Below are 23,993 nucleotides of genomic sequence, written 5' to 3'. Positions count from 1 at the left end.
AGAGAGTCTAGGACTACTTGAAGAAGGCGATCCCGTCGTCCGGCATGTCGTCGGGCAGGGCCTTGGCCCAGCGCTCGACCTCCTCCGGGGTGACGACCTTCTTCAGGTGGGCGGACATGTAAGGGCGCAGCTCGACCTCGGGGGTCTGCTTCTCGCCGACCCACATGAGGTCACTCTTGACGTAGCCGTACAGGCGCTTGCCGCCGCTGTACGGCTGGGAGGCGGCCGTGCGAGCCACCGCGTCCGTGACCAGGTCGATCTGCGGCTTCTTGTCGGCCATCTCGCCGTACCAGATCTCGATGACGCCGTCGTCGCGGGTCATCGTGACCTCGACCTTGCGGTCGTCGATGCGCCAGAAGCCGGACTCCGACTCCAGCGGACGGACCTTGTTCCCGTCGTTGTCCAGCACCCAGGTGTGGGAGTGGTACTCCAGGAAGTCCCTTCCGTCGTGGGTGAAGGTGACCTCCTGCCCGAAGTTGCACTTCTCGGAGCCGGGGAAGTCGTGCACGCCCGCGCCGGCCCACTTGCCGAGCAGGAAGGCGAGGGGAACCAGGTCCTTGTGGAGGTCGGACGGGATCTCGATCATGACAGACAGTTCCTAGCCAGTTCCTTGACGGTGGTCAGCGCTGGCCCTGGTACAGCTTCTTCACGGTCAGACCGGCGAAGGCGAGGACGCCGACGCAGACCAGGACCAACAGGGTTTCGAAGAAGATCTCCACGGAGTGCTCCTTGAGCGAGGGTGGGCATGCACAGGGCCGTGCCCCAGCTTACGCGGCCGGGGCCCGGCCCTCCGTGCGAGGTACGCCCTCGGGCGGGTGCGGGGTCAGCCCAGCAGCTGGCTCTGCAGGGTCACCGTCTGCTGGAACGGGACGGTGGGCGCCGTGCCCTTCCTGGACTGGACGATCACCGCGAGGGTGTCGCCGGCGGTCAGATAGGCCTGCCGGACCTGCTCGGCGCCGTACGGCTTCGTCTCGGCGTACGGGGTCATGGCGACGTCCGCGAGCCGGGCGGCGTCGGGGAACTTCTCGTCCCGGGCGAAGGAGTCGGCGCCGCGCACCACGTAGTTCGGCGAGTCGTAGCTGGTGAGGTCGCCGGTCATCAGCTTGTCCGCGACCGTCGCGGTGCCGAACTGAAGCAGGTAGATCCGGGTGCGCGTGCCGTCCTGCGTGGTCCAGCCGCGGGCCGCGATGTGCCTGAGGCCGTAGTCGGTCAGTTGCTGCCCGAGCTCCTCGCGGTCCTCCTTCTTCGTGTACTGCGCCAGGAAGTCCTTCGTGGCCAGCCAGCCGTCCGTGCCGCGCAGTGTGCCGTCCGCCGTCGCGCCCTTCGGCGCGGGCAGCACCAGTTCGCGCAGGTCGGCGTAGTGGGAGCCCGACTTGTTCGTCCCGGCGAAGGGCCCCGGGCGGCCGTCCGGCAGCGGCGGCTTCACCAGTTCCGGGTACTCCCAGCGGCCGTCCGACTCGGTGGCGAGACCGGGCAGGTCCGTACGCTCCACCCGTGTGATGCCGTACGCCGTCCCGGCCCCGACCGCCGCGAAAACCACGACAGCGGCCGTCCAGCGCAGGGCGGCGCGCAGGACGCGGCGGTCCTTCGCCGGCCGGACGGCGTCCACCGGAGGCAGCACGAGGGACTGTCCTTCAGGAAGCGGCGGAACCTGCGGCGGAACCTCGGCCTGCTGCTCGGCCTGCTCGGCCTGCTCGGCCCGCTCGGTCTGCTGCTCGGTCATACCGCCTCCCCCGGGTCCTTGATGCGGTCCAGCTGCTCGCGCAGAAACAGCGCCACACCCTTCTTGTCCAATGGCTTGCCCCCGGTCGCGGTGGCGCTGACCAGCACGTCGCCCACGTACGCGGAGCACACCATCATGTCGAGCTTCTCGTGCGAGTCGGTCGGCGGAAGGAAGCAGACGGCGTTCTTGTGGCCCTCGATCTCCGGGCCCTTGCGGAAGATCTTCATGGCGTCGAAGAACTCCTGCTGGACCGCGGCGATGGAGCGGACGGTGCGCCGGTTGCCCATCTGCGACAGCACGATGTCGACCGTGTAGGCGTGGGCCGAGTAGGCCGTTGAGTCGACCGCGTTCTCGGTGCTCAGGTAGCTGCGCATCGCCATGCCCTTGATGTCCTGCTTGTCGATCAGCCGCTCCAGCTCCTGGCGCTGGGAGCGGGGCAGGTCCTTGATCGACTCCTTGCGCATGGCGGTGGCCCGGCCGCCGGACAGCCGGACGTCGGAGCCGAACTCGCCGAGGTCCGGGCCGCGCCCGAAGCCCTCGGTGCCGTACGGCAGGAGCATGCCCTGCAGCCCGGTGGCCTCGGCCGCCTTCTCCTTGTTCTTGTCCCCGCCGGTCTTCGGGAAGCTCCAGTCGGGGGCTCCCGCATCCCGGTCGGCACCGTTCACGGTCACCACGGTGTAACCGGCCCCCGCGACGACCGCCGCGAGCAGGACGGCGGTTCCCGCGACGGCGGCGGCACGGCGCCGGTTGCGGGCGGGCTTCTCCGGAGCGGCCTTCTCCGGGGCGGGCTGCTCCGGGGCGGGCTGCTCCGGGGCGGGCTGGGACTGCGCCGGAAAATCGGCGACCGGGTCCACTGCGGCCTCGGGGCTCACGATGACCTCTGGGTTCGCGGAGTTGTCGCTCACAGCCGCTCCATCTGCCGCTTCGCCAGGTCCATGATCTTCTTCTTCGGGATCGGCTTCGTGTCGAAGGCCCAGATCTCCATGGCGATGTCACCTCGCCAGGCGTGCGCCTCGGCGTGGTACACGTCCATGTAACCGGGCTCGCTCTCGGGCTTGTGGTGGACGTACGCCATGCCGTCGCCGGTGCCGGGGATCGGCCAGCTGTCGGTGTCGCCCTGCTTCTCCGCCCAGTAGTAGGAGTCGTCGGCCTCGTCGTAGGCCGCGAGCTTCTCCTCCTGGCGGTACTGGATCAGGCGGATCTCCACGTGAAACGTGCTGCCCTCGCGCCAGTTGGTGACGGCGGCGCGCCGGAACTCCTCGCCGATGAGGTTGCCGAAGGCGTTCTTGGGCTTGTTGTACGTCTCCGCGTAGTCGGCAAGGCTCATCCAGCCGTCGCTGCCCACGGTGTACAGGGCCTTACGGGCGTTGCCGGGCCGCTTCAGCAGCAGCTTGCGCAGATCGCCGTCGAGCGTGACCTGGCGGTCCTGGGCCGCCGAGAGCGGCTCGGGGCCGTCGCCCTTCGCCTGTGCGAGCACCGGCTGCGACAGCGGGGGCAGCTTGGTGGGCTCGCGGTCGGCCTGGACTAGGTAACCGGCACAAGTGCCGGCGACCAGGCCGAGTGCGACGGCGCCGGCGATCAGCAGGGCGGTGCGTCCGCGCCTGCGAACGGGCCGCGCGTCTTGATGTACCTCTTCACGCATCTTGTCCGACGCTTCCTGCCCCACCTCCCGCGGCGCTTCCTGAGGCACTTCTTCGGGTTCATCCACTACGTCCCCCAACAGAACGTGAACTGTGCATTCCATGTGCGCGCACAAGAGACCCATGGCCAACGCATTGAGTTGCAGAGGAGTTGATTACGATTCGGACATGGCGAAGAAGCTCGTGATCAAGGTGACGGCGGGAGCAGACGCTCCCGAACGCTGTTCTCAGGCCTTCACGGTCGCCGCGGTGGCCGTGGCCAGTGGCGTCGAGGTCTCCCTGTGGCTGACCGGCGAGTCCTCGTGGTTCGCGCTGCCGGGGCGGGCCGCCGAGTTCGAACTGCCGCACGCCGCCCCGCTGCCCGACCTGCTCGACGCGATCCTGGCGGGCGGCGGCGTCACCCTGTGCACCCAGTGCGCGGCACGCCGGGACATCACGGAGAAGGACGTCATCGAGGGCGTGCGGATCGCGGGCGCGCAGGTCTTCGTACAGGAGGCGCTCGGGGACGGGACGCAGGCGCTCGTCTACTGAGACGGGCACGAGGCGGCCGGGTGCCCGGTGCGGTGCCTGGCGGTCCCCACGTGTGCTGTCCGCCGGATCACGCCGCGGGCGCGGGGCCTGGAACGCCCGTCTGCGGCCTTGTCTTTCTGCAACTTGATCCGCCGGACAGGCCCTGTCGGTGCCCTGGTGGGACCCCAAGCGGGTCCGGGAAGTCGGGTGCGGTTCGGCAGCGCCCCGAAGGGGCGCGGGGCGCTGTCCGTATGCGGCTCCGCCGCGATGGGGGTCCCCCCTGCTCGAGCGAAGCCGAGAACTTGGGGGAGCGACCGGCCACGACGGACCCGCGGACGACACACCGGACTTCCAGCGGAGCGCTCAGTGGCGCTTCTTGCCGTCCAGCTCGTCCCACCACTCGTCGGACTGCGGGTCGCCCGACGGATCGTCCCACCAGCGGTCCTCGGGCCCCCGGCGGTTGGCGACGATCGCGGCGAGCGGCGGGATGACCATGGCCACGACGCACATGCCCACCGCCGCGGGAATCGACCAGAGGCGCACAACGGCCCACGCCAGGACGAAGAGCCCGACGCAGGTCCCCATCATGGCGAAGTAGATGTGACGCCGCCGTGCGTACATACATCAAGGGTAGGTCGGCGGCCTCCCCCGGGCACCGCCGCCGTAGGCCCGGACATGCCGAAGGGCCGCACCCCAGGTGTCCAACCCGGTGGGTGCGGCCCTTCGGCCGTACGGGATCTCGGTCAGACCGCGATCGCGACCTCCGCGAGACCGCCCTGCTGGGCGACGACCGTGCGGTCGGCGGTGGCGCCGGGCACGAGGGCGCGCACGGTCCAGGTGCCCTCGGCCGCGTAGAAGCGGAACTGTCCGGTGGCGGAGGTCGGGACCTCCGCGGTGAACTCGCCGGTCGAGTCGAGGAGGCGGACGTAGCCCACCACCGGCTCGCCGTCGCGGGTCACCTGGCCCTGGATCGTGGTCTCACCGGGCTTGATCGTCGAGGCGTCCGGGCCGCCGGCCTTCGCTCCACACATGTCGTACTCCTGAAGAGGTCTTGAGAGGTCGGTCGGGGTCGACTACTTGTTGGCGCCGAGCTCGATCGGCACGCCGACGAGGGAGCCGTACTCGGTCCAGGAACCGTCGTAGTTCTTGACGTTCTGGACGCCGAGCAGCTCGTGCAGCACGAACCAGGTCAGCGCGGAGCGCTCACCGATGCGGCAGTAGGCGATGGTGTCCGTGGCCAGGTCGACGTTCTCCTGGGCGTAGAGCTCCTTGAGCTCGTCGTCCGACTTGAACGTGCCGTCGTCGTTGGCGTTCTTCGACCACGGGATGTTGCGGGCGGTCGGGACGTGACCCGGACGCTGCGACTGCTCCTGCGGCAGGTGCGCCGGGGCAAGCAGCTTGCCGGAGAACTCGTCGGGGGAACGGACGTCCACCAGGTTCTGCGAGCCGATCGCGGCGACCACGTCGTCGCGGAAGGCACGGATCGAGCTGTCCTGCGCCTTGGCCTTGTAGTCGGTCGTGTCGCGCTCGGGCACCTCGGAGCCGTCGACCAGCTCGCGGGCGTCCAGCTCCCACTTCTTGCGGCCGCCGTCGAGGAGCTTGACGTTCTCGTGGCCGTACAGCTTGAAGTACCAGTAGGCGTAGGACGCGAACCAGTTGTTGTTGCCGCCGTAGAGGATCACGAGGGTGTCGTTGGCGATGCCCTTCTTCGACAGGAGCTTCTCGAAGCCCTCCTGGTCGATGAAGTCGCGACGGACCGGGTCCTGCAGGTCCTTGGTCCAGTCGATGCGGATCGCGTTCTTGATGTGGTTCTTCTCGTAGGCGGACGTGTCCTCGTCCACCTCCACGATGGCGATGCTCGGGTCGTCCAGGTGGTCCTGGACCCAGTCGGCGTCGACCAGGACGTCGCTGCGGCTCATGCTCTTTCTCCTCCGGGGCAGTTGCGGCGGGGCGTGCAAGTGAGAGGGGTGTGCGCACTCCAGCGCGGAGTGACGCACGGGTGCCCTGAGCTGGGCGGCTGGGAATGCGGAGGGCCTAGGTGGCCGCTACCGCTTCAGAAGGGGCGACAGAGCATGGCGGCAACGCGGCAGAGGTCTACTGCCCGCCGCTTCGTGAGATCCGCCTGTCGCTTCATGGGCTCGATCGTAGGGACGGACAGCCGGGCGTGTCACCGGCGTGTCGGATTCTGAGACACGATCGTCCGAATGGCGGGATGAGAAAAGCGCCCGGGGCGTCGCGGGACGGCCTCCGGGCGCTTGCGCCGGTCAGTGCATCTGCGGTGCGGACGGGGCTGTCTCGCCCTTCGGACACCCGCCGTTCCACCGGCTCTCGAACTACCCCGCCAGCCTGACGTTCGAACCCTTCACGCTGAGCTTCACACCGTCCTGGGCGGCCTGCACCTTGTCCAGCTTGATACCGCCGGGCAGTTCGCCGATCTTCACCTCGGAGACGTCGATCGGCCGGTTGCCGAACTTGGGCAGCCCATCGGCATGCACCTTCACCGTGTCGCCCTGGACCGTGACCGTGCCGAGCACCGGGAGCGGCACGCCCGCGACCACGACCGTGGCCCTGACCTTGCCGTTGCCACCGTAGGAGAGGCTGGTCACCTTGCCGGTGGCGCCCAGGGGCAGGTCGACCGGGTCGTTCTTGACCGCGCTCAGCAGCTGGTCGTAGGCGATCGTCGCGGTGCCGGTCGCGTCGGCCGCCGTGGCGGAGCTGTAGTCGCCGGAGAAATCGACGCCCTTCATGTCCGCCTTCAGGTCGTCGATACGGATCCTCTCGGAGCCGTTCCCGGTGGCCGCCTCGTAGTCCTTGATGCCCACCTCGACGTCGTCCAGGGAGCCGCCCGCGACCTGGGTGAGGAAGGGGAAGCCCTTGATGGACACGTCCGGGGTGGCGGCCAGGTTCTCCGTCGCCCTCAGCTTGTCCGCGGCCTGGCCCTCGGCGAAGTGGACGGCGACCCGGTCCGCGATCACGAAGAGGCCGCCCAGGATCACGACGACGATCAGGAATATGCGCAGGGCTCGCATGGTGGTTTTTCCCCCGGGTCGGCTGACTACAACGTTCCCACGCTAGCCCTGCGGGGCCCGGCCGCCGGGAAATTGTCGATCACCTGTGACGTGAACGCCCTGTGCCGGCCGGAAAATGCGGACCGGCACCGGGATGTCCGCCCGTCAGCCCAGTACCCGCCCCAGCGCCCACACCACCGGTGCCGCCGCCGACAGCGGCAGTGCCACGCCCGCCGTGAAGTGCACGAAGCGGGACGGGTAGTCGTAGCTGGCGACCCGGTGGCCGATCAGGGCGCAGACCGCCGCGGCCGCGCCCAGCAGGGCACCCTTCGTGCCGAGGCCCGTCATGCCGCCCACCGCGATGCCCGCGCCCGCCGCGGCGAGCAGGGAGACCACGACGGAGGCCGGGGTGGGGAGGGGGAGGGCACGGGCCAGGACGGCGACCGCCGCCGCGGCCGCGCCCACCGAGACCGCGTCCGCGTCGGCGCCCAGATAACCGGTGGCGATGATCGCCAGCGCCGACGAGGCCACCGTCGCCATCAGGCCGTACATGCGCTCGTCCGGAGAGGCGTGCGAGCGGAGCTGAAGGACCAGGGCGAGCAGCACCCACACTCCGAGCGACCCGAGGATCGCGGCGACCGCGTGGTCACGGCCCGCCGCCAGCACCGCCACGTCCGCCGTCAGCGCCCCCGCGAACGCCAGGGCGATGCCCTGGCGCGCCGGCCACATGCCGTTCAGGCGGAACCAGCCCGCCGCCGTGACCGCCTGGAGCAGCACCAGCGGTACGGCCAGCGCGTACGAGCCCATCGCCGCCGTGGCGGAGAGGAGCAGCCCGAGCAGCGCCGTCAGCGCGGCCGGCTGCATGCCCGGCTCTATGACCGGGGAGCGGCCCTCCAGACGGGCGCGCTGGGCGTCCGTGACGCGGGTGTTGCCGGCGAGGGTGGCGGGGCCGTATTCGGGTTCCGCCTCGGCCTGAGCGGCCTGGGGCTGTGCCGCCTGGGCGTGAGCCGCCGGGGGCTGTGCCGCCTGAGGCTGTGCCGCCGGGGGCGGGCCGGCGGTGGGTCCGGGGTGGGCGGGAGCGGCCGGCGGCTGTTCGTAGCTCTGCGGCGGGAGGTACGACGTCTCCGCGGCGGACACCGGCGCGTGGACCTGCGTCTCCCAGGTCTGCCCCTGCCACTGCTGCGTGTACTGCTGGTGGTCGTGACCGGACTGGTCGTGACCGGACTGGTCGTACCCCGGCCGGTCGTACCCGGACTGGTCGTACCCGGACTGGTCGTACCCGGTCTGCTCGGGCCACGCCTGCCCAGCCGCCTGCGGAGCCTGCTGCTGATACGGGTCGTGCCCCCCGTAGCCCTGGTGTCCCTGGTACCCCTGGTTTCCCTGATACGCCTGGTACCCCTGCTGCCCCTGCTGCCCCTCGTAGGGCCCGCCCTCATACGGCTGATCGGTCATCGCTCACCCTCCTGCGAACGGCGGGAGCACCTCGACCGTGCCGCCCTCGGCCAGCCGTACCGTCTCATGTCCGCGGGTGCCCACGGGGTCACCGTCTATGAGGAACGAACATCGCAGCAGCACGCGCGCCAGTTCACCGGGGTGTCGCTCACGCACCGCGTCCAGCGCCTCGGCGAGGGTGACCGCGTCGTACGGCTCCTCGGCGACCCCGGCCGCGGCCTTCGCGGCGGCCCAATAGCGCACCGTGACCTTTGCCATCTCGTCCCTCGACTCCATCGGCGGATCGGCATCCGCACATCAACACCGTCAGGCTAGCCCGCCTGTGCGGCCGCCCAGTTCCCGATCCGGGCCAGCAGGTCGTCGGTGGCCGCGTGTTCTGCGTGGCCCATCCCCGGCTCCAGCCAGAGTTCGCCGTGGTCACCGGCCGCGGCGGCCAGCATCCGGGGGTGGTCCAGGGGGAAGTAGCCGTCCCGGTCGCCGTGCACGACCAGGAGGGGGACGGGGGCGATCTCCGGGACCGACTGGACCGGGGACAGCGGGACCGGGTCCCAGTCGCGGTGGTGGATACGGGTGCGCAGGCCGTAGCGGCCCACCAGGCGGCCGACGGGGCGCGTCACCAGCCAGTGCAGCCGTCGCATGGAGGCCGTGCCCCGGTAGTACCAACGGGCCGGCGCGCTGACCGAGACCACCGCGTCGACGCCCCGGTGCAGCGCCGCGTGCCGCAGCACCACGGAGCCGCCCATGGAGAAGCCGACGGTGACGACACGCTCGTGCCCGAGGCCGCGCGCCCACCCGACCGCGGCCGCCAGGTCCAGCACCTCCCGGTCGCCCACCGTGGAGCGCCCGCCGGAGGCCCCGTGGCCCCGGAAGGAGAAGGTGACGACGGCGCCGTGGCGCGCGAGGGCGGCCGCCACGCGGCGCACGTGCGGGCGGTCCACGTCGCCGGTGAAACCGTGCGCGACGACGAACACCAGGTCACGGGAGGGTGGCGCGGAGGCGTCGTATACGACCGCGCCCGGGTTGTATACGGAATCGATGGAAATCCCGTCGGCCGTGCGCAGAAACGTCCGCATAGGTGCAGGTCCAGCCGTCTCGGAGTTCGGACGAACGGTGAAACGTGCTGCATGACCTGCCGGACCGTTGTTCATGTGGGCTATTCTGCTGGGCAGAGGACTCGGGCAGCGCAGCCCCCGGGTCCTTTTGTGCTTTCGGAAGCGTTGTATACGAAGCGGGAAACCGCAGGTGTACGGGGCCGCCGGGATCGCAGAGCAGTGTCGAAGTGCCACAAACGTCCTCGCGGGGACCGAGGAGGAACCAGACGTATGAGTTCTCTGCTGCTCCTGACCAACGCCCTCCAGCCGTCGACCGAAGTGCTCCCGGCCCTCGGCCTGCTCCTGCACAGCGTGCGAGTGGCTCCGGCTGAGGGGCCGGCGCTCGTCGACACCCCGGGTGCCGACGTCATCCTGATCGACGGGCGCCGCGACCTGCCCCAGGTCCGCAGCCTGTGCCAGCTGCTGCGGTCCACGGGCCCCGGCTGCCCCCTCATCCTCGTGGTGACCGAGGGCGGCCTCGCGGCCGTCACCGCCGACTGGGGCATCGACGACGTTCTGCTCGACACCGCGGGTCCGGCGGAGGTCGAGGCACGACTGCGGCTGGCCATGGGCCGGCAGCAGATCGTCAACGACGACTCCCCCATGGAGATCCGCAACGGCGACCTGTCCGTGGACGAGGCGACCTACTCCGCCAAGCTCAAGGGCCGGGTCCTCGACCTGACGTTCAAGGAGTTCGAGCTCCTGAAGTACCTCGCGCAGCACCCGGGCCGGGTCTTCACCCGCGCACAGCTGCTGCAGGAGGTCTGGGGCTACGACTACTTCGGCGGCACCCGGACCGTGGACGTCCACGTACGACGGCTGCGCGCCAAGCTGGGCCCGGAGCACGAGTCCCTGATCGGAACCGTCCGGAACGTCGGTTATCGATTCGTTACTCCTGAGAAGGGCGAGCGCGGCTCGGACGAGGCGAAGGCCAAGGCAGCCCGGCCAAAGCCGGAGGATGCGGACGCATCGTCCGTCCTGGGTACGGCAGAGGTGCCGGCCGACGCGTAGCAGTCGCTCAGGCAGGGCATTGCTTCCGCACAGCGAAGCTTCGATAGTCCCTGCCCAGAGCGGGTCCATCCGCGTAGACTCCGCGCGTGGCCAAGGTGACTCGGGATGATGTGGCGCGGCTGGCGGGAACTTCCACCGCCGTGGTCAGTTATGTCATCAACAACGGACCCCGGCCGGTCGCCCCGGCCACGCGCGAGCGTGTCCTCGCCGCGATCAAGGAGCTGGGGTACCGGCCCGACCGGGTCGCCCAGGCCATGGCCTCGCGGCGCACCGATCTCATAGGACTGATCATCCCGGACGCGCGCCAGCCCTTCTTCGGGGAGATGGCACACGCGGTCGAGCAGGCCGCGTCCGAGCGCGGCAAGATGGTTCTCGTCGGCAACACCGACTACGTCGGCGAACGTGAGGTCCACTACCTGCGCGCCTTCCTCGGCATGCGCGTCTCGGGCCTGATCCTGGTCAGCCACGCGCTCAACGACCTCGCCGCCGCCGAGATCGAGGCCTGGGACGCCCGGGTGGTGCTGCTGCACGAGCGCCCCGAGGCCATCGACGACGTCGCCGTCGTCACCGACGACCTGGGCGGCGCCCACCTCGCCGTGCGCCACCTGCTGGAGCACGGCTACGAGTACGTCGCCTGTATGGGCGGCACCGCCGAGACGCCCGCCGTCGGCGACCCGGTCTCCGACCACGTCGAAGGCTGGCGGCGCGCGATGGAGGAGGCGGGGATCCCGACCGAGGGCCGGCTCTTCGAGGCGCCGTACAACCGCTACGACGCGTACCGGCTCGCCCTGGAGCTCCTCTCCGGCCCCGACCGCCCTCCCGCGGTCTTCTGCTCCACCGACGACCAGGCGATCGGCCTGCTGCGTGCGGCACGCGAGCTGCGCATCGACGTGCCCGAGGAGCTGGCGGTGGCCGGCTTCGACGACATCAAGGAGGCGGCGCTGACCGATCCTCCTCTGACAACGATCGCATCGGACCGGTCGGCGATGGCCCGGGCGGCCGTGGACCTCGTGCTCGACGACGGTCTGCGGGTGGCGGGCTCGCGGCGGGAGCGGCTGAAGATCTTCCCGTCCCGGCTGGTGCTCCGGAAGTCCTGCGGCTGTGAATAGGTTCTGCGGTTGCGCGTGAGCGCGTCCCGCGGCTGTGAATGACGGTTCTCAGGCGTCCATGAAAGCCGCCTGAGAATCCTCACCGAGCTGCGGGAAGGCTCTTTATATCGGGCAAACGAGGTTCTGCCGGGCTTCTCAGGGAGCACTCAGGAAGCTCTCATGGTCGCGGGACAAGCTCTATCCATGACCGAGAGCTTCCGCCGCAGCGGCGAGTACGAGAACCCCCAGGGCGACGCCTACCAGGGCGCGTACCCCCAGCAGCAGCACGCCTCCGCCCCCGTGAACCCCGAGTGGCCGCCGCCCCCGCCGGCCTACCAGCCCGCGCAGCCGGTCACCCCCGTCTGGCCGGGCGAGGCCACGGCGGCCGCCGCCGACGGCGGTCACGGCGGCGGTACCGGTCACGGCGACGGCATCGGTCACGGCGACGGCATCGGTCACGGTGGCGGCACCGCTCTCCTCCCCACCGTTCCCACCGTTCCGGCGGACGCCGACCCGGCGCCCGCGCCGAAGAGGAAGCGCACCCGGGGCCCGGTCGGCCTGCTCGCCGCGGTGGCGATAGTCGCGGCGGCGGTGGGCGGCGGCACGGCGTACGCCTTCCAGGAGCTGACCGGCAAGGACACCGTCGCCTCCAGCAGCACCACCACGAACGTGGTGCCGTCCAGCAAGAAGGGCGACGTCGCCGCCATCGCCTCCGCGGTCAGCCCGAGCGTGGTCGAGATCAAGGCGACGCTCAGCAACGGCTCGTCGACCGGCTCCGGCGTGATCATCACCAGCGGCGGCGAGATCGTCACCAACAACCACGTCATCTCGGGCGCCTCGTCGATCAAGGCGACGACCAGCGACGGCAAGAGCTACACGGCCAAGGTCGTCGGCACGGACAGCTCCAAGGACCTCGCCCTCATCAAGCTCGAGGGCGCCTCCGGCCTGAAGGCCGCGGCGCTCGGCAACTCCGACGGGGTCCAGGTCGGCGACACGGTCGTGGCGATCGGTTCCCCCGAGGGCCTGACCGGCACCGTCACGAGCGGTATCGTCTCGGCGCTCAACCGTGACGTGACCGTCTCGACGGACGAGAGCCAGAGCCAGAGCCAGGGCGGCGGCGACGGCCAGTGGCCGTTCCAGTTCGGCGGCCAGCAGTTCAACGGCGACACCGGCTCGTCGACCACGACCTACAAGGCGCTCCAGACCGACGCGTCCCTCAACCCCGGCAACTCGGGCGGCGCGCTGATCGACGCCGGCGGCAACATCATCGGCATCAACTCCGCGATGTACTCGGCCAGTTCCAGCTCCTCCTCGTCCTCCTCGGACGCGGGCAGCGTCGGCCTCGGCTTCGCGATCCCCATCAACACCGTCAAGTCCGACCTGGCCAAGCTGCGGGCGGGCTCCACCGACTGACACCGACTGACACCCCCGCGCGGGGAGTAGGGAGTACGTCATGATCCAGCAGATTTCGCACCCGGTGGCCGACAACAACCCGGCCGGTTTCACCCTCGCCCTCCAGGTGGCGTACGAGCTCCACGCCCCGGCGGCGCCCCCACAGGAACCGGAGTGGCCGGTGCGGGCCCCTGAGGTGTCGGCCCCCCAGATGATGGGGCTGCGGATGCCCGCGGCCCGCCCGCACCTCCACAAGGTTCCGCTGAGGCGGCTGACGGCGGTCCGCGGCTGATCCCGCCCTCCGTGATCGCGCTTACCGGTCGGCCCGGAAACATGCGACGCTGAGTAAGCCCCCAGGACCACGACCCACCGCACCCCGAGGAACAGCGAGCGATGAGCCCCGCCGATGGCGACCGTGACCCCCAGCGCATCCTGATCGTCGACGACGAGCCGGCCGTGCGCGAAGCACTCCAGCGCAGCCTCGCCTTCGAGGGGTACGACACCGAGGTCGCGGTCGACGGCGCGGACGCCCTGGAGAAGGCGACCGCGTACAAGCCCGACCTGGTCGTCCTGGACATCCAGATGCCCCGCATGGACGGCCTGACGGCGGCCCGGCGCATCCGCGGCGCGGGCGAGACGACGCCGATCCTGATGCTGACGGCCCGCGACACGGTCGGCGACCGGGTCACCGGGCTCGACGCGGGCGCCGACGACTACCTGGTCAAGCCGTTCGAGCTGGACGAGCTGTTCGCCCGTATCCGCGCGCTGCTGCGGCGCAGCTCTTACGCGGCCGCCGTGGCGGGTGCGGTGGAGGACGACGAGGCGCTCACCTTCGCCGACCTGCGCATGGACCTCGCGACGCGCGAGGTCACGCGCGGGGGGCGGCAGGTGGAGCTGACCCGCACGGAGTTCACCCTGCTGGAGATGTTCATGGCACACCCGCGCCAGGTCCTCACCCGTGAGCAGATCCTCAAGGCGGTGTGGGGCTTCGACTTCGAGCCGTCGTCGAACTCGCTCGACGTGTACGTCATGTACCTGCGCCGCAAGACCGAGGCGGGCGGCGAGCCGCGACTCGTGCACACGGTCCGGGGTGTGGGGTATGTGCTGCGGCAGGGCGGGGCGGAGTGAAGAGGCTCGCGCGCCGGTACCGCGCGCTGCCGATCCGCGCCCGGCTGTCGATGCTGGTCGCGGCGGCGGTGGCGTTCGCGGTGGCGGCGGTTTCGGTGACGTGTTGGTTCATCGTGCAGCGGAAGCTGTACGACGAGGTCGACGACCGTCTGTCGGGCATCGGCCCCCGAACGCTGAACCCCGCGCAGGTGTCCGCGCTGTTGGCCACCTGCCCCCAGACCACGGATGACTCGAATGGCCGTCCCTCCTTCCTGTACCTGCAGGTCGTGACGACGGACGGCAAGACGTGTGTCCTCCCGGATTCCGAGGGCGTGGTGAAGGTGACGGCCACGGACCGGCAGATAGCCAAGAACCCGAATTTGCGCATCCGTACGTCCCACAACAGCGCCGACAGCAGGGGCAACGACGTCCGGGTGATGACCTTCAACGTCCCGATGGGATTCGGCCCCGACTCCGAGCCGTATCCCGACGTCGCGGTCATGGCCGCCGTCTCCCTCAAGGACACCCAGCGGACCCTCAACGACCTGGCCCTGATACTCCTCCTCGTCTCCGGCATCGGAGTGATCGGCGCCGGAGCCGCCGGTCTAGCCGTCGCCCGCGCGGGTCTGCGCCCCGTCGACAAGCTCACCGAGGCGGTCGAGCACGTCGCCCGCACCGAAGATCTGAGCATCCGCATCCCGGTGGAGGAGGACAGCGAGGACGAGGTGGCCCGTCTGTCCCGCTCCTTCAACTCGATGGCCTCGGCCCTGGCCAGCTCCCGCGAGCTCCAGCAGCAGCTCATCGCCGATGCCGGCCACGAACTCCGCACCCCCCTCACGTCTCTGAGGACGAACATCGAACTCCTCACCCGCAGCGAGGAGACGGGCCGCCCGCTCCCCCCGGCGGATCGCAAGGCGCTGCTCGCCTCGGTGAAGGCGCAGATGACGGAGCTGGCCTCGCTCATCGGCGACCTTCAGGAGCTGTCCCGCTCCGAGGGTCAGCGGGGCGAACGCGTCCAGGTGGTCGCCTTCCAGGACACCGTGGACGCCGCCCTGCGCCGCGCCCGCCTGCGCGGCCCGGAGCTGAAGATCACGGCGGACGTGCAGCCCTGGTTCGTACGGGCGGAACCGTCCGCGCTGGAGCGTGCCGTGGTGAACATCCTGGACAACGCGGTGAAGTTCAGCCCCGAGGGCGGCGCGATCGACGTGGCCCTGGAGAAGGGCGTGCTGACGGTCCGCGATCACGGCCCCGGCATCCCCGAGGACGAACTCCCGCACGTCTTCGACCGCTTCTGGCGCTCGCCGAGCGCACGCGCCCTGCCGGGCTCCGGCCTGGGCCTGTCCATCGTCGCCCGCACGGTCCAGCAGGCGGGCGGCGAGGTGTCCCTGGCCCGCGCGGAGGGCGGCGGCACGGTGGCTACGGTGCGGCTGCCGGGGGCGCCTACGGCTCCACCGGAGGCCACGTAAGGGGTTTGGCTTCTTGCCAGAAGACCTCTTCAACCACGATCTGTGGATCTTCGGTCCGGCGGACGAAGGTGTACTTCAGCCAGCCGTACCCGTCATCGAAGAAACACATATGGCGGCCTTTCGGGTCGGTGGACCGGTCCGGTCTGACCCTCATGCCGTCGGGAAGCCCCGAATCGGCGTCGACGCCTCGAAAATACGGGTCCTTCGCGGCGACCAGTTCGCCGCGCACGGCCAAGACGATCTCACGAACGTCGTCGGGTAGTGCCTCGAACCCGGCAAGGGCGTCACTCCGCCAGTCCATCTGCCACGGCGGCCCCATGAACCCATCAGTCACTCGCCGGGCTCCAGTTCTCGGACCCGGTAGTGAATCTTCGCCGCCTCTTCGAGGAGGGCCTTGGCCTCGGCGATGTCGGTGCACTCGTACGCAGCTCGGTGTTCGAGATCGCGCACGTGCGCATCAAGCTTGGGATCGCGTGCGAGCGCGTACTGGCCCCACCAGCGGGCCATGAACGCCGGCACCGGGCCGACGTCGTAAGCGTCGGCGATCGCCCACTTCCAGTGCTCCTCGAAGTCAGGAAGAAGCTCGGGAGTGTGCTCTGCGATGGCCGCGCGCAGCGCATCCGGCGTCCGCTCCGGCATAGGCGGGATGACCTGGTCGTTGTCCGTGGCGTGAGCGGTCATGACCGATGCCCTCCTTCGACGCTTCGTGTTCACGACCATAGCCGCCTCGCACTCCTTGGATCAGTCGTTGTGTCCTGGTCACAAGATCCACCCTGTTCGCGGCGAGCCCCGAAAGTCAGGAATTCCGGCGGGCGCCACCCGAAAGCATGAGCACACCGGCAACCTCCCGGCTCCCCGCGGCGACTACAGGTCACCCCTCGCACGGAACAGACCGAATCGGAGCCCTCCCATGGAGCCAGTGGCCACCCCCCGCCCCAAGCCCCGCCACCGCAGACGCCGCACCGCGCTCACCGTCGGTGTCCCCCTCGCCCTCACCGCCGCCGGTGCCCTCGCCTACGGCACCGTCTTCGGGATCTTCGGGGACGACGTCCAGCCGAAGGCGTCCGCGGCGACCGTCGTCCCCGCCTGGGCCACCGCCACCGCCGACGGCTTCGCCTCCGTCGACGCCCTCGGGCAGAAGGGGACGTACGGCGGACGCGGCGGCCAGATCGTCACCGTCAAAACCCTTGCCGACCTGGAGAAGTACGCGACCGCCACCGATCCCTACATCATCGTCGTCGCGTCGACGATCACCATGGACCCGGTCGGGAAGGAGATCAAGGTCCAGTCGAACAAGACGATCATCGGGTCCGGGACCTCCGGGCAGATCGTCGGCGGCGGCTTCTTCCTCGGTCAGGGCGTTCACAACGTGATCATCCGGAACCTGACCATCCGGGACGCGTACCAGGGTGTCTGGAACGACAAGGAACACGACTACGACGGCATCCAGATGGACGGCGCGCACCACGTCTGGATCGATCACAACGACATCCGGCACATGGCCGACGGCCTGATCGACAGCCGCAAGGACACGACCTACCTCACCGTCTCCTGGAACAAGCTCAGCACGGAGAACAAGGCGTTCGGCATCGGCTGGACCGACAACGTCACCGCGGACATCACCGTCCACCACAACTGGATCCGCGAGACCGAGCAGCGCAACCCTTCCACGGACAACGTCGCCCACGCGCACCTGTACAACAACTTCCTGGAGGACGAGGCGGGCACCGCCATCAAGTCGTCCTACGGCAACTACGCGCGCGGCAGGACGAACATGCTCCTGCAGAACTCCTACTTCCAGGGCATGAACAACCCGGTCATCCGGGACAGCACCGCCACCCTCGTCCAGAGCGGCAACCAGTTCTCCGGTACGAGCGGCAGGAACGAGAGCGGGGGCACGGGCGCGGCCTGGGACCCGAAGAGCTACTACGGCTACACGCTCGACAAGGCGGCCGACGTGCCCGCCCTGCTCAAGTCCGGCGCGGGACCGCGCACTTCGCTCGGTACGACCGCCACCACCAAGGCGGCCGGCACCACGCTCACCGTCGCCCAGGACGGCAGCGGCCAGTACAAGACCGTGCAGGCCGCCGTCGACGCCGTACCCGTGAACAACTCCTCCCGGGTGGTCATCTCCGTGAAGCCGGGCACGTACCGGGAGACGGTGAAGGTTCCGGCTGACAAGCCGCACGTCACCATCCAGGGCGCGGGCGGCAGCCGCAAGGACACGGTGATCGTCTACAACAACGCCGCGGGAACCACCAAGCCCGACGGCTCCGGCACCTACGGCACCCCGGGCAGCGCCACCGTCTCGGTCCTGGCCGACGACTCGCAGCTGCGCAACCTGACCGTCACCAACGACTTCGACGAGGCCAAGCACCAGGACATCGCCAATCAGGCGGTCGCTCTGCTGACGTCCGCCGACAAGGTCATGCTGGACTCGGTGATCCTCAACGGCGACCAGGACACCCTGGAGATGGAGACCGCCGCCAAGGACAGGACCGGCCGCGTCTACGTCACCAACTCCTACATCACCGGCAACGTCGACTTCGTCTTCGGCCGGGCGACGGCCGTGATCGACAAGTCCGTCATCACCCTCAAGAAGCGCTGGAACGGCACCTCGGCGGGCTATGTCACGGCCCCGTCGACCCCCGCCGGCCGCAAGGGCATCCTCGTCAACCGGTCGACCATCAGCGGCGACGTCTCCACCGCGAGCTTCTACCTCGGCCGCAACTGGCACCCCGGCGGCGACACCACCGTCGACCCGCAGACCACCGTCCGCAACAGCACCCTGAGTGCCGCGATCAAGTCCACCCCGTGGACGGACATGGGCGGCTTCAGCTGGAAGGACGACCGGTTCACCGAGTACCGGAACACCGGTGCCGGATCGGGCGCCGCGAGCAGCAACCGCCCCCAGCTCACCGACGCCCAAGCCGCGGACCAGGAGGTCGCGGACTGGCTGGGCGACTGGACGCCGACGGCTTCCTGACCGGAGGGACGCCCCGGAAGAACGCCCCGACGGAACGGGTCCTACGCTCTCCCCAGTCGCGCACCCGACCGGTGCGCCTGGGGAGGGGAACCCGCCATGGACGAGGGCGGCACAGAGATGGAGCGGGAATACCGCAAACAGCGGAAACTTCCCGGACGTTACGTGCTTCTGGTCGTCATCATCATGGGGAACGGTCTTCTGCAGACCGTCCGCACCGAGGACGACATGCCCCCCTGGTGGCCGGCCGTGTGCGCGGCGCTCATCCTGTGGGCGTGTGCCTGGGTCGCCCTGTCCCAGCTGCGGGCCCGCACGCGCGTGACCGCCGACGGGATCACCCGGCAGGGGCCCGTACGGGCACGCACCTGGGCCTGGCGCGACGTCTACGACATCCGGGTGCAGCCCGTCGAGGGCGGCCGGACGGCCCTCCATCCCCAGTGGCCGGCCTACCTGTACGACTCCGACGGCCGCCGCTTCATGCTCCCGCAGCTCAACGAGTGGCAACTGGACGACCCGTTCGCCGAGGTCGCGGACCTGCGCACCGCCGCCGCCCGGCACCGCGGCCTGACCTGGGAGCAGCGCCCCGAGGTCGAGGAACGGATCCGGCGGCGGACCGTGCAGCGCAAGGCGTGGCGCTGGGCGAGCATCGCTGCGGCGCTGACGCTGGGCGCCATGGTCGTGGTCCTGGCGGGGGAGGTGGCCGTCGGGTCTCCGAAGAGCCCGTTCCTGCTGCTCGTGTGCGTACCGCTGGCCGCGTTCGCCGTGCTGGGCGCCCTCCTGAACTGGTTCTGGGCCGTCCGCCCCCCGCGCACCCCGTAGCCCACCCACATACTTCTGCCAGCTCCGCCACAGCACCTCGTCACACTTTTGACCAATGGCGCGCAAGATTCTGCTGGCCGACGACGACGCGGCCGTGAGGGAAGGGATCGGTCGGCTGCTCAGGTTCGAGGGGTACGACACCGTCCTCGCCGGGGACGGGCGTACCGCCCTCGACCTGATGGCGGCCCCGGGGAGCAAGCCCGACCTGGTGCTGATGGACGTCACCATGCCGGGCCTCGACGGACTGGCGGCGACCCGGCGGCTGCGGGCCTCCGGATCGACCGTGCCGATCATGATGATCACCGGCCGGAACGCGGTCGGCGACCGGATCGTCGCCCTCGACAACGGCGCGGACGACTATCTGATGAAACCGTTCGCGGCGGAGGAGCTCCTCGCCCGGGTACGGGCGCTGCTGCGCCGCAGCCCGGGCCGGGCGCCCGAGCCGCCGCGGACGAAGGCCGGCCGGCTCGCCTTCCTCGACGTCGACATGGACCTGCGCGCCCGCGCCGTGACCCGCGGCGGCCGCCCGCTCGACCTGACCAAGACCGAGTACTCGCTGCTCGAGTACCTGCTCCGCAATCCCGCCAAGGTGCTCAGCCGCGGCCAGATCATGAAGGACGTCTGGGGCTTCGACTATGAGCCGACGTCCAACACGCTGGACGTGTACGTCATGTACCTGCGGCGCAAACTGGAGAGCCGCGGCGAACCGCGGCTCATCCACACCGTGCGCGGCCTCGGCTACACCCTGCGCGACGGCGCTACCACCTGAGGATCACCGTGTCGTCCGCCACCGGCGGCAGCACGGCTTTACGTCCTTACGGCTTCTACTGCACGACCGTGATCCGGTTCGCCGCCGGAGGCACGATCGGCGCCGTGGCGGAGGAGTTGGCCGTCATGTACTTCTCCAGCGCGGCCAGGTCGTCCGTGCCGACGAGGTCGCCGGTGCCCTGCCCGAGGGTGGGGAAGCCGTCGCCGCCGCCCGCCAGGAAGCTGTTGGTGGCGACGCGGTAGGTGGCGGCGGGGTCGATGGCGGCCCCGTTCAGCCGGATCGAGTCGGTGACCACCCGGTCCGCGCCCGCCTTCGTCAGGTCCAGCGTGTACGTCAGGCCGGAGGAGGGCTGGAGGATCTTCGGGGCGGCCGCGTTCGCACCGCTCACCTGCTCCTTGAGTACCTGGATCAGCTGGGCCCCGGTGAAGTTCTGCAGGTTCACCGTGTTGGAGAAGGGCTGGACGGTGAAGCCCTCGGCGTAGGTGACGACCCCGTCGCCCTCACTGCCCTTGGCCGCGTAGGTCAGGCCCGCCCGGACACCGCCCGGGTTCATCAGCGCGAGGTCGGTCTGAGGGTCCAGCTCCTTGCCGTACGCCAGCTGCGCGTCCGCGATCAGGTCGCCCATCGGGGACTCGGTGCCGGTGTTGTTGATGTCGGCGGAGATGTAGCCGATGGCGCGGTTGCCGATCGGGGCGGCCAGGGCGTTCCACTTGCCGATCAGCGCGGTCATGTCGGGCGCCTTGGCGACGTCCCGGGTGACCACGTGGTTCGCCGACTTCACGGCCGTACGGGCGATGTCACCCGTCCAACGGTCGTACGTCAGCGTGGTGTCCGTGTAGAGGCGGCCGAAGGACGCGGCCGAGGTGACCATGCGCGGCTTGCCCGACGGGTCCTTGACGGTGCACACGTACGCCGCGTGGGTGTGGCCGGTGACGAGCGCGTCCACGGCCGGGGTGACGTTCTTGGCGATGTCGACGATCGGGCCGGAGATGCCGTCACCGGCGCCCGGCGAGTCGCAGTTGTAGTTGTACGAGGAGGAGGACGGGAAGCCGCCCTCGTGGATCAGCGCCACGATCGACTGGACGCCCTGGCGCTGGAGCACCTTGGCGTACTTGTTGATCGTCTCGACCTCGTCCTTGAACTGAAGGCCCTTCACCCCGTCGGCGGAGACGATGTTCGGGGTGCCCTCCAGGGTGACGCCGATGAAGCCGATCCTGACGTCCTTCTTCTTCCAGACCCAGTACGGCTTGAGGATCGGCTTGCCGGTCTTCTCGTCGAGGACGTTCGCGGCCAGGTAGGGGAAGTCCGCGCCCCCGAACTCCTGGTCCGTGTAGCAGCCGTCCGTGGGGTGGCAGCCGCCGTTCTGCAGCCGGGCCAGTTCCTTGGCGCCCTCGTCGAACTCGTGGTTGCCGACGGACGTGACGTCCAGGTCCAGCTTGTTGAGCGCCTCGATGGTCGGCTCGTCGTGGAAGAGGCCGGAGATGAGCGGGGAGGCGCCGACCATGTCGCCGCCGGCCGCGGTGATGGAGTACGGGTGGCCCTGGCGGGCCTGGCGGAGGTGGGTGGCGAGGTACTCGACACCGCCCGCGTCGATGCTCTTCGTCGTGCCGTCCGCCTGCAATTCGCTGACCCGGCCGGAGGAACCGGACGGCGGTTCGAGGTTGCCGTGCAGGTCGTTGAAGGAGAGGAGCTGGACGTCCTGGTAACGGCTCGGCAGGTGCCCGCCGCCCTTGTTGTCGTGCGCGTCCGCGGGGAGCGCGGCGGCGAGGGCGGCGGCGGTGGCGAGGCCCGCGACGGCCGCCAGGAACGCGTACGTACGGCGTCCGGCGGGGCGGGGCGGATGGGACGTGGCCGGCATGGGACCCCCCTGTGGGTCGGCTGTGGTGAGTGGTCCGATCGGGCGCAGCCTAGGGTCAACGCGCGTAGCGCGACAGGGGGTTCGTGGTTACATCCAGGTTTCCCTTTGGCTGTTCCTTTGCCTGTCCCTTTGCCCGTTCCTTCGCCTGCCTCTTCGCCGATTCCATTGCCGCCACTTTGCGGGGAGCTCGCCGTACCCTCATACGCATGACCAGCGACGACACCGTACGGCCCTTTTCCTCCCGCTCCATCGAGACCTACTCCGAGCTCTCCCCGGACCAGGCCGAGGCCGTGCTCGGGCTGCTCGCGGAGGCCGCCCGGTCCGACGGTCAGCAGCCGGTGTCGGAGCAGGGGCGTCTGCAACTGCGCGGCGGCGCACGCGAGGGTGTCTCGCATCTGCTGCTGACCGTGGGCGGCGAACTCGTCGGCTACGCCCAACTGGAGGACACCGATCCGGTGGAGGCACCGGCCGCCGAGCTGGTCGTACACCCCTCTCAGCGCGGGCACGGGCACGGGCGGGCGCTCGGCTCGGCCCTGCTGGCCGCGTCCGGAAAGCGGCTGCGGGTGTGGGCGCACGGCGGGCACTCCGCCGCCCGGCACCTCGCCCAGGTCCTGGGACTGACCCTGTTCCGTGAACTCCGGCAGATGCGACGGCCGTTGACCAACCTGGAGCTGCCCGAGCCGAAGCTGCCCGAGGGCGTGACCGTGCGCACCTTCGTCCCGGGGCAGGACGACACGGCCTGGCTCGCCGTCAACGCCGCCGCCTTCGCGCACCACCCCGAGCAGGGCTCCCTCACCCAGCGTGACCTGGACGACCGCAAGTCCCAGCCGTGGTTCGACCCGGCCGGCTTCTTCCTCGCCGAGCGGGCAGGTGAGTTGCTCGGCTTCCACTGGACCAAGGTGCACGCCGAGGAGGGCATCGGCGAGGTGTACGTCCTCGGGGTGGCCCCGGGCGCCCAGGGCGGCGGGCTCGGCAAGTCCCTCACCACGATCGGCCTGCGGCACCTGGCCGCGCAGGGGCTGCCCACGGCGATGCTGTACGTCGACGCCGACAACAAGTCCGCCGTCTCGGTGTACGAGCGGCTCGGGTTCGTGACGCACGAGACCGACCTGATGTACCGGGCCGAAACCTGATACCCAGGCTGACATTTCCCTCACAAGGGGCGGCTTCCGTGACACCGCCCTGGCGCACCCGCGTCGCGCTCGCCCCTGCCCTGGGCAAACGGCCCGACCTGCTGCTCATGGACGATCCGATGGCACAGGCGGCCGAGCACGGCACCATGATTGTCATGGCCTCGCACACGGTGGCCGAGCTGGAGGACTCCTGCGACCACCTGCTTCCGGTCGGGGACGGCCGGATGCGCCTGACCGGCGAGATCGACGACCCGCCGGCCGCCCACACGCTCGTGTCCGCGGCCGCGGACACCTCCGACCTGGCCCCGCACACCGTCGCCTCCCGGGTCACCGGCCGCCGGCTCGGCGCACCGATCCGCCCGGCGGGCCCGCTGCCCGCCCACTGACGCACCGGCCCCCGCCCCTGGAGGACCTCGTCCTCACCCGGCGCCGCTCGTCCGGGCCGGCCTGGTGCTCCTCGGCGCCGCCCCGCTGCTGCGGCTCGCCGGACCCTGGCCGCCACGGCCGCGGCCTTCACGGTGAAGTGGCTGCTCAGCCTCCTGCTGGAGCTGAGCGCGGCCCTGTGGCCGACGGTCACCCGTACCTCGCCGAAGCGGTGCGAGCTGCCCGATGGCGTCCGACAGGTGCACCGGCGCCGGAACGCCGGCGGCTGCTTCGCCGTCTACCACCCCGAGTCCCACTACCGGCCCCTCCACCTGGTGGAGAGCGGCATCGTCCTCACCCTTGCGGCCCTCGCGACCACGACGGCCCGCTCGGTGCTGCGCCGCCGGGCCGGGTGGGACCGACGCTCGCGTACGTCCCTTCCACGGGGGGAGGGACGTACGTGCCGTCACCTCAGGCGTCGTACGGGAAACCGGCCGGCGTAGACGCCCGGGGGCCGCTCCCACATATCCCGCACGCCATGTCTCCGTAACCATCGGTTCAGACGAACTTGCGACGCTCA

The 23,993-nt window shown here is 70.1% G+C and carries 28 protein-coding genes; 13 read left to right on the top strand and 15 right to left on the bottom strand.

All coding sequences use genetic code 11. The features are described from left to right. Nucleotides 1-13: 13 nt before the first annotated feature. From ACIPSA_RS15090 to ACIPSA_RS15075, 4 genes are all read right to left on the bottom strand, one after another. Nucleotides 14-586 carry an FABP family protein gene (locus ACIPSA_RS15090; RefSeq protein ID WP_402633983.1) on the bottom strand — a complete coding sequence of 191 codons (573 nt, stop codon included), beginning with the start codon at nucleotides 584-586 and terminating at the stop codon, nucleotides 14-16. A gap of 237 nt (nucleotides 587-823) precedes the next feature. Next, complete coding sequence (locus ACIPSA_RS15085; RefSeq protein ID WP_402633980.1) at nucleotides 824-1,723, bottom strand: hypothetical protein; 900 nt, start codon at nucleotides 1,721-1,723, stop codon at nucleotides 824-826. Continuing rightward, entirely contained in the window at nucleotides 1,720-2,628 is a 909-nt protein-coding gene (locus ACIPSA_RS15080) for a hypothetical protein (protein ID WP_402633977.1), read from the bottom strand. The genes ACIPSA_RS15085 and ACIPSA_RS15080 overlap by 4 nt, the downstream gene beginning before the upstream one ends. Then, nucleotides 2,625-3,365 (bottom strand): hypothetical protein, encoded by a 741-nt coding sequence (locus tag ACIPSA_RS15075; protein ID WP_402633974.1) that lies wholly within the window; start codon nucleotides 3,363-3,365, stop codon nucleotides 2,625-2,627. Before ACIPSA_RS15075 ends, ACIPSA_RS15080 begins: the two co-directional genes overlap by 4 nt. Before the next feature lie 166 nt (nucleotides 3,366-3,531). Between ACIPSA_RS15075 and ACIPSA_RS15070 the strand changes: the two genes are divergently transcribed. Beyond that, complete coding sequence (locus ACIPSA_RS15070; RefSeq protein ID WP_402633971.1) at nucleotides 3,532-3,894, top strand: DsrE family protein; 363 nt, start codon at nucleotides 3,532-3,534, stop codon at nucleotides 3,892-3,894. Between the two features lie 342 nt (nucleotides 3,895-4,236). On the opposite strand, the gene ACIPSA_RS15065 is transcribed toward ACIPSA_RS15070, so the two are convergent. The 8 genes from ACIPSA_RS15065 to ACIPSA_RS15030 all read right to left on the bottom strand — a co-directional run bounded on the left by ACIPSA_RS15065 (nucleotide 4,237) and on the right by ACIPSA_RS15030 (nucleotide 9,481). After that, entirely contained in the window at nucleotides 4,237-4,494 is a 258-nt protein-coding gene (locus tag ACIPSA_RS15065) for a DUF3099 domain-containing protein (RefSeq protein WP_402633968.1), read from the bottom strand. Between the two features lie 122 nt (nucleotides 4,495-4,616). Then, nucleotides 4,617-4,904 carry a DUF1416 domain-containing protein gene (locus tag ACIPSA_RS15060; protein ID WP_020122955.1) on the bottom strand — a complete coding sequence of 96 codons (288 nt, stop codon included), beginning with the start codon at nucleotides 4,902-4,904 and terminating at the stop codon, nucleotides 4,617-4,619. 42 nt (nucleotides 4,905-4,946) lie between these two features. Beyond that, nucleotides 4,947-5,792 carry a sulfurtransferase gene (locus ACIPSA_RS15055; RefSeq protein WP_402633965.1) on the bottom strand — a complete coding sequence of 282 codons (846 nt, stop codon included), beginning with the start codon at nucleotides 5,790-5,792 and terminating at the stop codon, nucleotides 4,947-4,949. Nucleotides 5,793-5,926: 134 nt separating this feature from the next. Further along, nucleotides 5,927-6,007 (bottom strand): Ms5788A family Cys-rich leader peptide, encoded by an 81-nt coding sequence (locus ACIPSA_RS15050; protein ID WP_350751515.1) that lies wholly within the window; start codon nucleotides 6,005-6,007, stop codon nucleotides 5,927-5,929. A 199-nt stretch (nucleotides 6,008-6,206) separates the two neighbouring features. After that, nucleotides 6,207-6,902 (bottom strand): DUF2993 domain-containing protein, encoded by a 696-nt coding sequence (locus ACIPSA_RS15045; protein WP_402633962.1) that lies wholly within the window; start codon nucleotides 6,900-6,902, stop codon nucleotides 6,207-6,209. 144 nt (nucleotides 6,903-7,046) lie between these two features. Then, a complete protein-coding gene (locus ACIPSA_RS15040) occupies nucleotides 7,047-8,333 on the bottom strand; it encodes a hypothetical protein (RefSeq protein ID WP_402633959.1) in 1,287 nt (428 codons plus the stop codon). Between the two features lie 3 nt (nucleotides 8,334-8,336). Beyond that, nucleotides 8,337-8,591, bottom strand: coding sequence for a MoaD/ThiS family protein (locus tag ACIPSA_RS15035; protein ID WP_402633956.1), 255 nt, complete (start codon nucleotides 8,589-8,591; stop codon nucleotides 8,337-8,339). 53 nt (nucleotides 8,592-8,644) lie between these two features. Then, nucleotides 8,645-9,481: an alpha/beta hydrolase gene (locus ACIPSA_RS15030; protein WP_402633954.1), complete on the bottom strand. Its 837-nt coding sequence runs from the start codon at nucleotides 9,479-9,481 to the stop codon at nucleotides 8,645-8,647. 174 nt (nucleotides 9,482-9,655) lie between these two features. On the opposite strand from ACIPSA_RS15030, the gene ACIPSA_RS15025 reads away from it, so the two are divergent. The 6 genes from ACIPSA_RS15025 (at nucleotide 9,656) to ACIPSA_RS15000 (ending at nucleotide 15,488) form a co-directional block, all read left to right on the top strand. Further along, nucleotides 9,656-10,435 carry a response regulator transcription factor gene (locus tag ACIPSA_RS15025; protein ID WP_402633951.1) on the top strand — a complete coding sequence of 260 codons (780 nt, stop codon included), beginning with the start codon at nucleotides 9,656-9,658 and terminating at the stop codon, nucleotides 10,433-10,435. 86 nt (nucleotides 10,436-10,521) lie between these two features. Then, nucleotides 10,522-11,544: a LacI family DNA-binding transcriptional regulator gene (locus ACIPSA_RS15020; protein WP_402633949.1), complete on the top strand. Its 1,023-nt coding sequence runs from the start codon at nucleotides 10,522-10,524 to the stop codon at nucleotides 11,542-11,544. A gap of 183 nt (nucleotides 11,545-11,727) precedes the next feature. Beyond that, a complete protein-coding gene (locus tag ACIPSA_RS15015) occupies nucleotides 11,728-12,936 on the top strand; it encodes a S1C family serine protease (protein ID WP_402633946.1) in 1,209 nt (402 codons plus the stop codon). A 40-nt stretch (nucleotides 12,937-12,976) separates the two neighbouring features. Continuing rightward, nucleotides 12,977-13,207, top strand: a complete 231-nt coding sequence (locus tag ACIPSA_RS15010; RefSeq protein ID WP_402633943.1) for a hypothetical protein — start codon at nucleotides 12,977-12,979, stop codon at nucleotides 13,205-13,207. A gap of 101 nt (nucleotides 13,208-13,308) precedes the next feature. Then, nucleotides 13,309-14,043 (top strand): response regulator transcription factor, encoded by a 735-nt coding sequence (locus ACIPSA_RS15005; protein ID WP_402633940.1) that lies wholly within the window; start codon nucleotides 13,309-13,311, stop codon nucleotides 14,041-14,043. Next, nucleotides 14,040-15,488 carry an ATP-binding protein gene (locus tag ACIPSA_RS15000; protein ID WP_402633937.1) on the top strand — a complete coding sequence of 483 codons (1,449 nt, stop codon included), beginning with the start codon at nucleotides 14,040-14,042 and terminating at the stop codon, nucleotides 15,486-15,488. The genes ACIPSA_RS15005 and ACIPSA_RS15000 overlap by 4 nt, the downstream gene beginning before the upstream one ends. Here ACIPSA_RS15000 and ACIPSA_RS14995 read toward each other — a convergent pair. Both ACIPSA_RS14995 and ACIPSA_RS14990 read right to left on the bottom strand, forming a co-directional pair. Further along, the gene (locus tag ACIPSA_RS14995; RefSeq protein ID WP_402633934.1) at nucleotides 15,463-15,822 is read right to left on the bottom strand and encodes a hypothetical protein; all 360 of its coding nucleotides are present in this window, start codon (nucleotides 15,820-15,822) and stop codon (nucleotides 15,463-15,465) included. The genes ACIPSA_RS15000 and ACIPSA_RS14995 overlap by 26 nt on opposite strands. After that, nucleotides 15,819-16,169 carry a hypothetical protein gene (locus tag ACIPSA_RS14990; protein WP_402633931.1) on the bottom strand — a complete coding sequence of 117 codons (351 nt, stop codon included), beginning with the start codon at nucleotides 16,167-16,169 and terminating at the stop codon, nucleotides 15,819-15,821. Before ACIPSA_RS14990 ends, ACIPSA_RS14995 begins: the two co-directional genes overlap by 4 nt. A 229-nt stretch (nucleotides 16,170-16,398) precedes the next feature. Here ACIPSA_RS14990 and ACIPSA_RS14985 point away from each other — a divergent pair, with 229 nt between their 5' ends. The 3 genes from ACIPSA_RS14985 (at nucleotide 16,399) to ACIPSA_RS14975 (ending at nucleotide 20,059) form a co-directional block, all read left to right on the top strand. Then, entirely contained in the window at nucleotides 16,399-18,474 is a 2,076-nt protein-coding gene (locus ACIPSA_RS14985; protein ID WP_402633928.1) for a pectinesterase family protein, read from the top strand. Between the two features lie 96 nt (nucleotides 18,475-18,570). After that, nucleotides 18,571-19,290 (top strand): PH domain-containing protein, encoded by a 720-nt coding sequence (locus ACIPSA_RS14980; protein WP_402633925.1) that lies wholly within the window; start codon nucleotides 18,571-18,573, stop codon nucleotides 19,288-19,290. Between the two features lie 55 nt (nucleotides 19,291-19,345). Continuing rightward, nucleotides 19,346-20,059, top strand: a complete 714-nt coding sequence (locus ACIPSA_RS14975) for a response regulator transcription factor (RefSeq protein ID WP_402633922.1) — start codon at nucleotides 19,346-19,348, stop codon at nucleotides 20,057-20,059. 55 nt (nucleotides 20,060-20,114) lie between these two features. Here the strand turns inward: ACIPSA_RS14975 and ACIPSA_RS14970 are convergent, their stop codons facing one another. Then, complete coding sequence (locus ACIPSA_RS14970) at nucleotides 20,115-21,917, bottom strand: bifunctional metallophosphatase/5'-nucleotidase (protein ID WP_402633920.1); 1,803 nt, start codon at nucleotides 21,915-21,917, stop codon at nucleotides 20,115-20,117. A gap of 206 nt (nucleotides 21,918-22,123) precedes the next feature. Here ACIPSA_RS14970 and mshD point away from each other — a divergent pair, with 206 nt between their 5' ends. From mshD to ACIPSA_RS14955, 3 genes are all read left to right on the top strand, one after another. Continuing rightward, a complete protein-coding gene (mshD, locus tag ACIPSA_RS14965) occupies nucleotides 22,124-23,050 on the top strand; it encodes a mycothiol synthase (RefSeq protein ID WP_402633917.1) in 927 nt (308 codons plus the stop codon). 38 nt (nucleotides 23,051-23,088) lie between these two features. Continuing rightward, on the top strand, nucleotides 23,089-23,436 hold the full coding sequence (locus ACIPSA_RS14960; protein ID WP_402633914.1) for an ABC transporter ATP-binding protein: 348 nt from the start codon (nucleotides 23,089-23,091) through the stop codon (nucleotides 23,434-23,436). A 132-nt stretch (nucleotides 23,437-23,568) separates the two neighbouring features. Continuing rightward, nucleotides 23,569-23,916, top strand: coding sequence for a hypothetical protein (locus ACIPSA_RS14955; protein ID WP_402633912.1), 348 nt, complete (start codon nucleotides 23,569-23,571; stop codon nucleotides 23,914-23,916). Nucleotides 23,917-23,993 lie beyond the last annotated feature (77 nt).

This window comes from Streptomyces sp. NPDC086549, from assembly GCF_044746205.1.
In the GTDB taxonomy this organism is placed as follows: Bacteria; Actinomycetota; Actinomycetes; order Streptomycetales; family Streptomycetaceae; genus Streptomyces.
This window is presented reverse-complemented; position numbering and strand designations above follow the sequence as displayed.

Bases quoted from the DNA above. Each gene is read 5' to 3' on its own strand.
- ACIPSA_RS15090 (WP_402633983.1), bottom strand. From the start codon at position 586: ATGATCGAGATCCCGTCCGACCTCCACAAGGACCTGGTTCCCCTCGCC.
- ACIPSA_RS15085 (WP_402633980.1), bottom strand. From the start codon at position 1,723: ATGACCGAGCAGCAGACCGAGCGGGCCGAGCAGGCCGAGCAGGCCGAG.
- ACIPSA_RS15075 (WP_402633974.1), bottom strand. From the start codon at position 3,365: ATGCGTGAAGAGGTACATCAAGACGCGCGGCCCGTTCGCAGGCGCGGA.
- ACIPSA_RS15070 (WP_402633971.1), top strand. From the start codon at position 3,532: ATGGCGAAGAAGCTCGTGATCAAGGTGACGGCGGGAGCAGACGCTCCC.
- ACIPSA_RS15065 (WP_402633968.1), bottom strand. From the start codon at position 4,494: ATGTACGCACGGCGGCGTCACATCTACTTCGCCATGATGGGGACCTGC.
- ACIPSA_RS15060 (WP_020122955.1), bottom strand. From the start codon at position 4,904: ATGTGTGGAGCGAAGGCCGGCGGCCCGGACGCCTCGACGATCAAGCCC.
- ACIPSA_RS15055 (WP_402633965.1), bottom strand. From the start codon at position 5,792: ATGAGCCGCAGCGACGTCCTGGTCGACGCCGACTGGGTCCAGGACCAC.
- ACIPSA_RS15050 (WP_350751515.1), bottom strand. From the start codon at position 6,007: ATGAAGCGACAGGCGGATCTCACGAAGCGGCGGGCAGTAGACCTCTGC.
- ACIPSA_RS15045 (WP_402633962.1), bottom strand. From the start codon at position 6,902: ATGCGAGCCCTGCGCATATTCCTGATCGTCGTCGTGATCCTGGGCGGC.
- ACIPSA_RS15040 (WP_402633959.1), bottom strand. From the start codon at position 8,333: ATGACCGATCAGCCGTATGAGGGCGGGCCCTACGAGGGGCAGCAGGGG.
- ACIPSA_RS15035 (WP_402633956.1), bottom strand. From the start codon at position 8,591: ATGGCAAAGGTCACGGTGCGCTATTGGGCCGCCGCGAAGGCCGCGGCC.
- ACIPSA_RS15030 (WP_402633954.1), bottom strand. From the start codon at position 9,481: ATGAACAACGGTCCGGCAGGTCATGCAGCACGTTTCACCGTTCGTCCG.
- ACIPSA_RS15025 (WP_402633951.1), top strand. From the start codon at position 9,656: ATGAGTTCTCTGCTGCTCCTGACCAACGCCCTCCAGCCGTCGACCGAA.
- ACIPSA_RS15015 (WP_402633946.1), top strand. From the start codon at position 11,728: ATGACCGAGAGCTTCCGCCGCAGCGGCGAGTACGAGAACCCCCAGGGC.
- ACIPSA_RS15010 (WP_402633943.1), top strand. From the start codon at position 12,977: ATGATCCAGCAGATTTCGCACCCGGTGGCCGACAACAACCCGGCCGGT.
- ACIPSA_RS15005 (WP_402633940.1), top strand. From the start codon at position 13,309: ATGAGCCCCGCCGATGGCGACCGTGACCCCCAGCGCATCCTGATCGTC.
- ACIPSA_RS14990 (WP_402633931.1), bottom strand. From the start codon at position 16,169: ATGACCGCTCACGCCACGGACAACGACCAGGTCATCCCGCCTATGCCG.
- ACIPSA_RS14985 (WP_402633928.1), top strand. From the start codon at position 16,399: ATGGAGCCAGTGGCCACCCCCCGCCCCAAGCCCCGCCACCGCAGACGC.
- ACIPSA_RS14980 (WP_402633925.1), top strand. From the start codon at position 18,571: ATGGACGAGGGCGGCACAGAGATGGAGCGGGAATACCGCAAACAGCGG.
- ACIPSA_RS14975 (WP_402633922.1), top strand. From the start codon at position 19,346: ATGGCGCGCAAGATTCTGCTGGCCGACGACGACGCGGCCGTGAGGGAA.
- ACIPSA_RS14970 (WP_402633920.1), bottom strand. From the start codon at position 21,917: ATGCCGGCCACGTCCCATCCGCCCCGCCCCGCCGGACGCCGTACGTAC.
- mshD (WP_402633917.1), top strand. From the start codon at position 22,124: ATGACCAGCGACGACACCGTACGGCCCTTTTCCTCCCGCTCCATCGAG.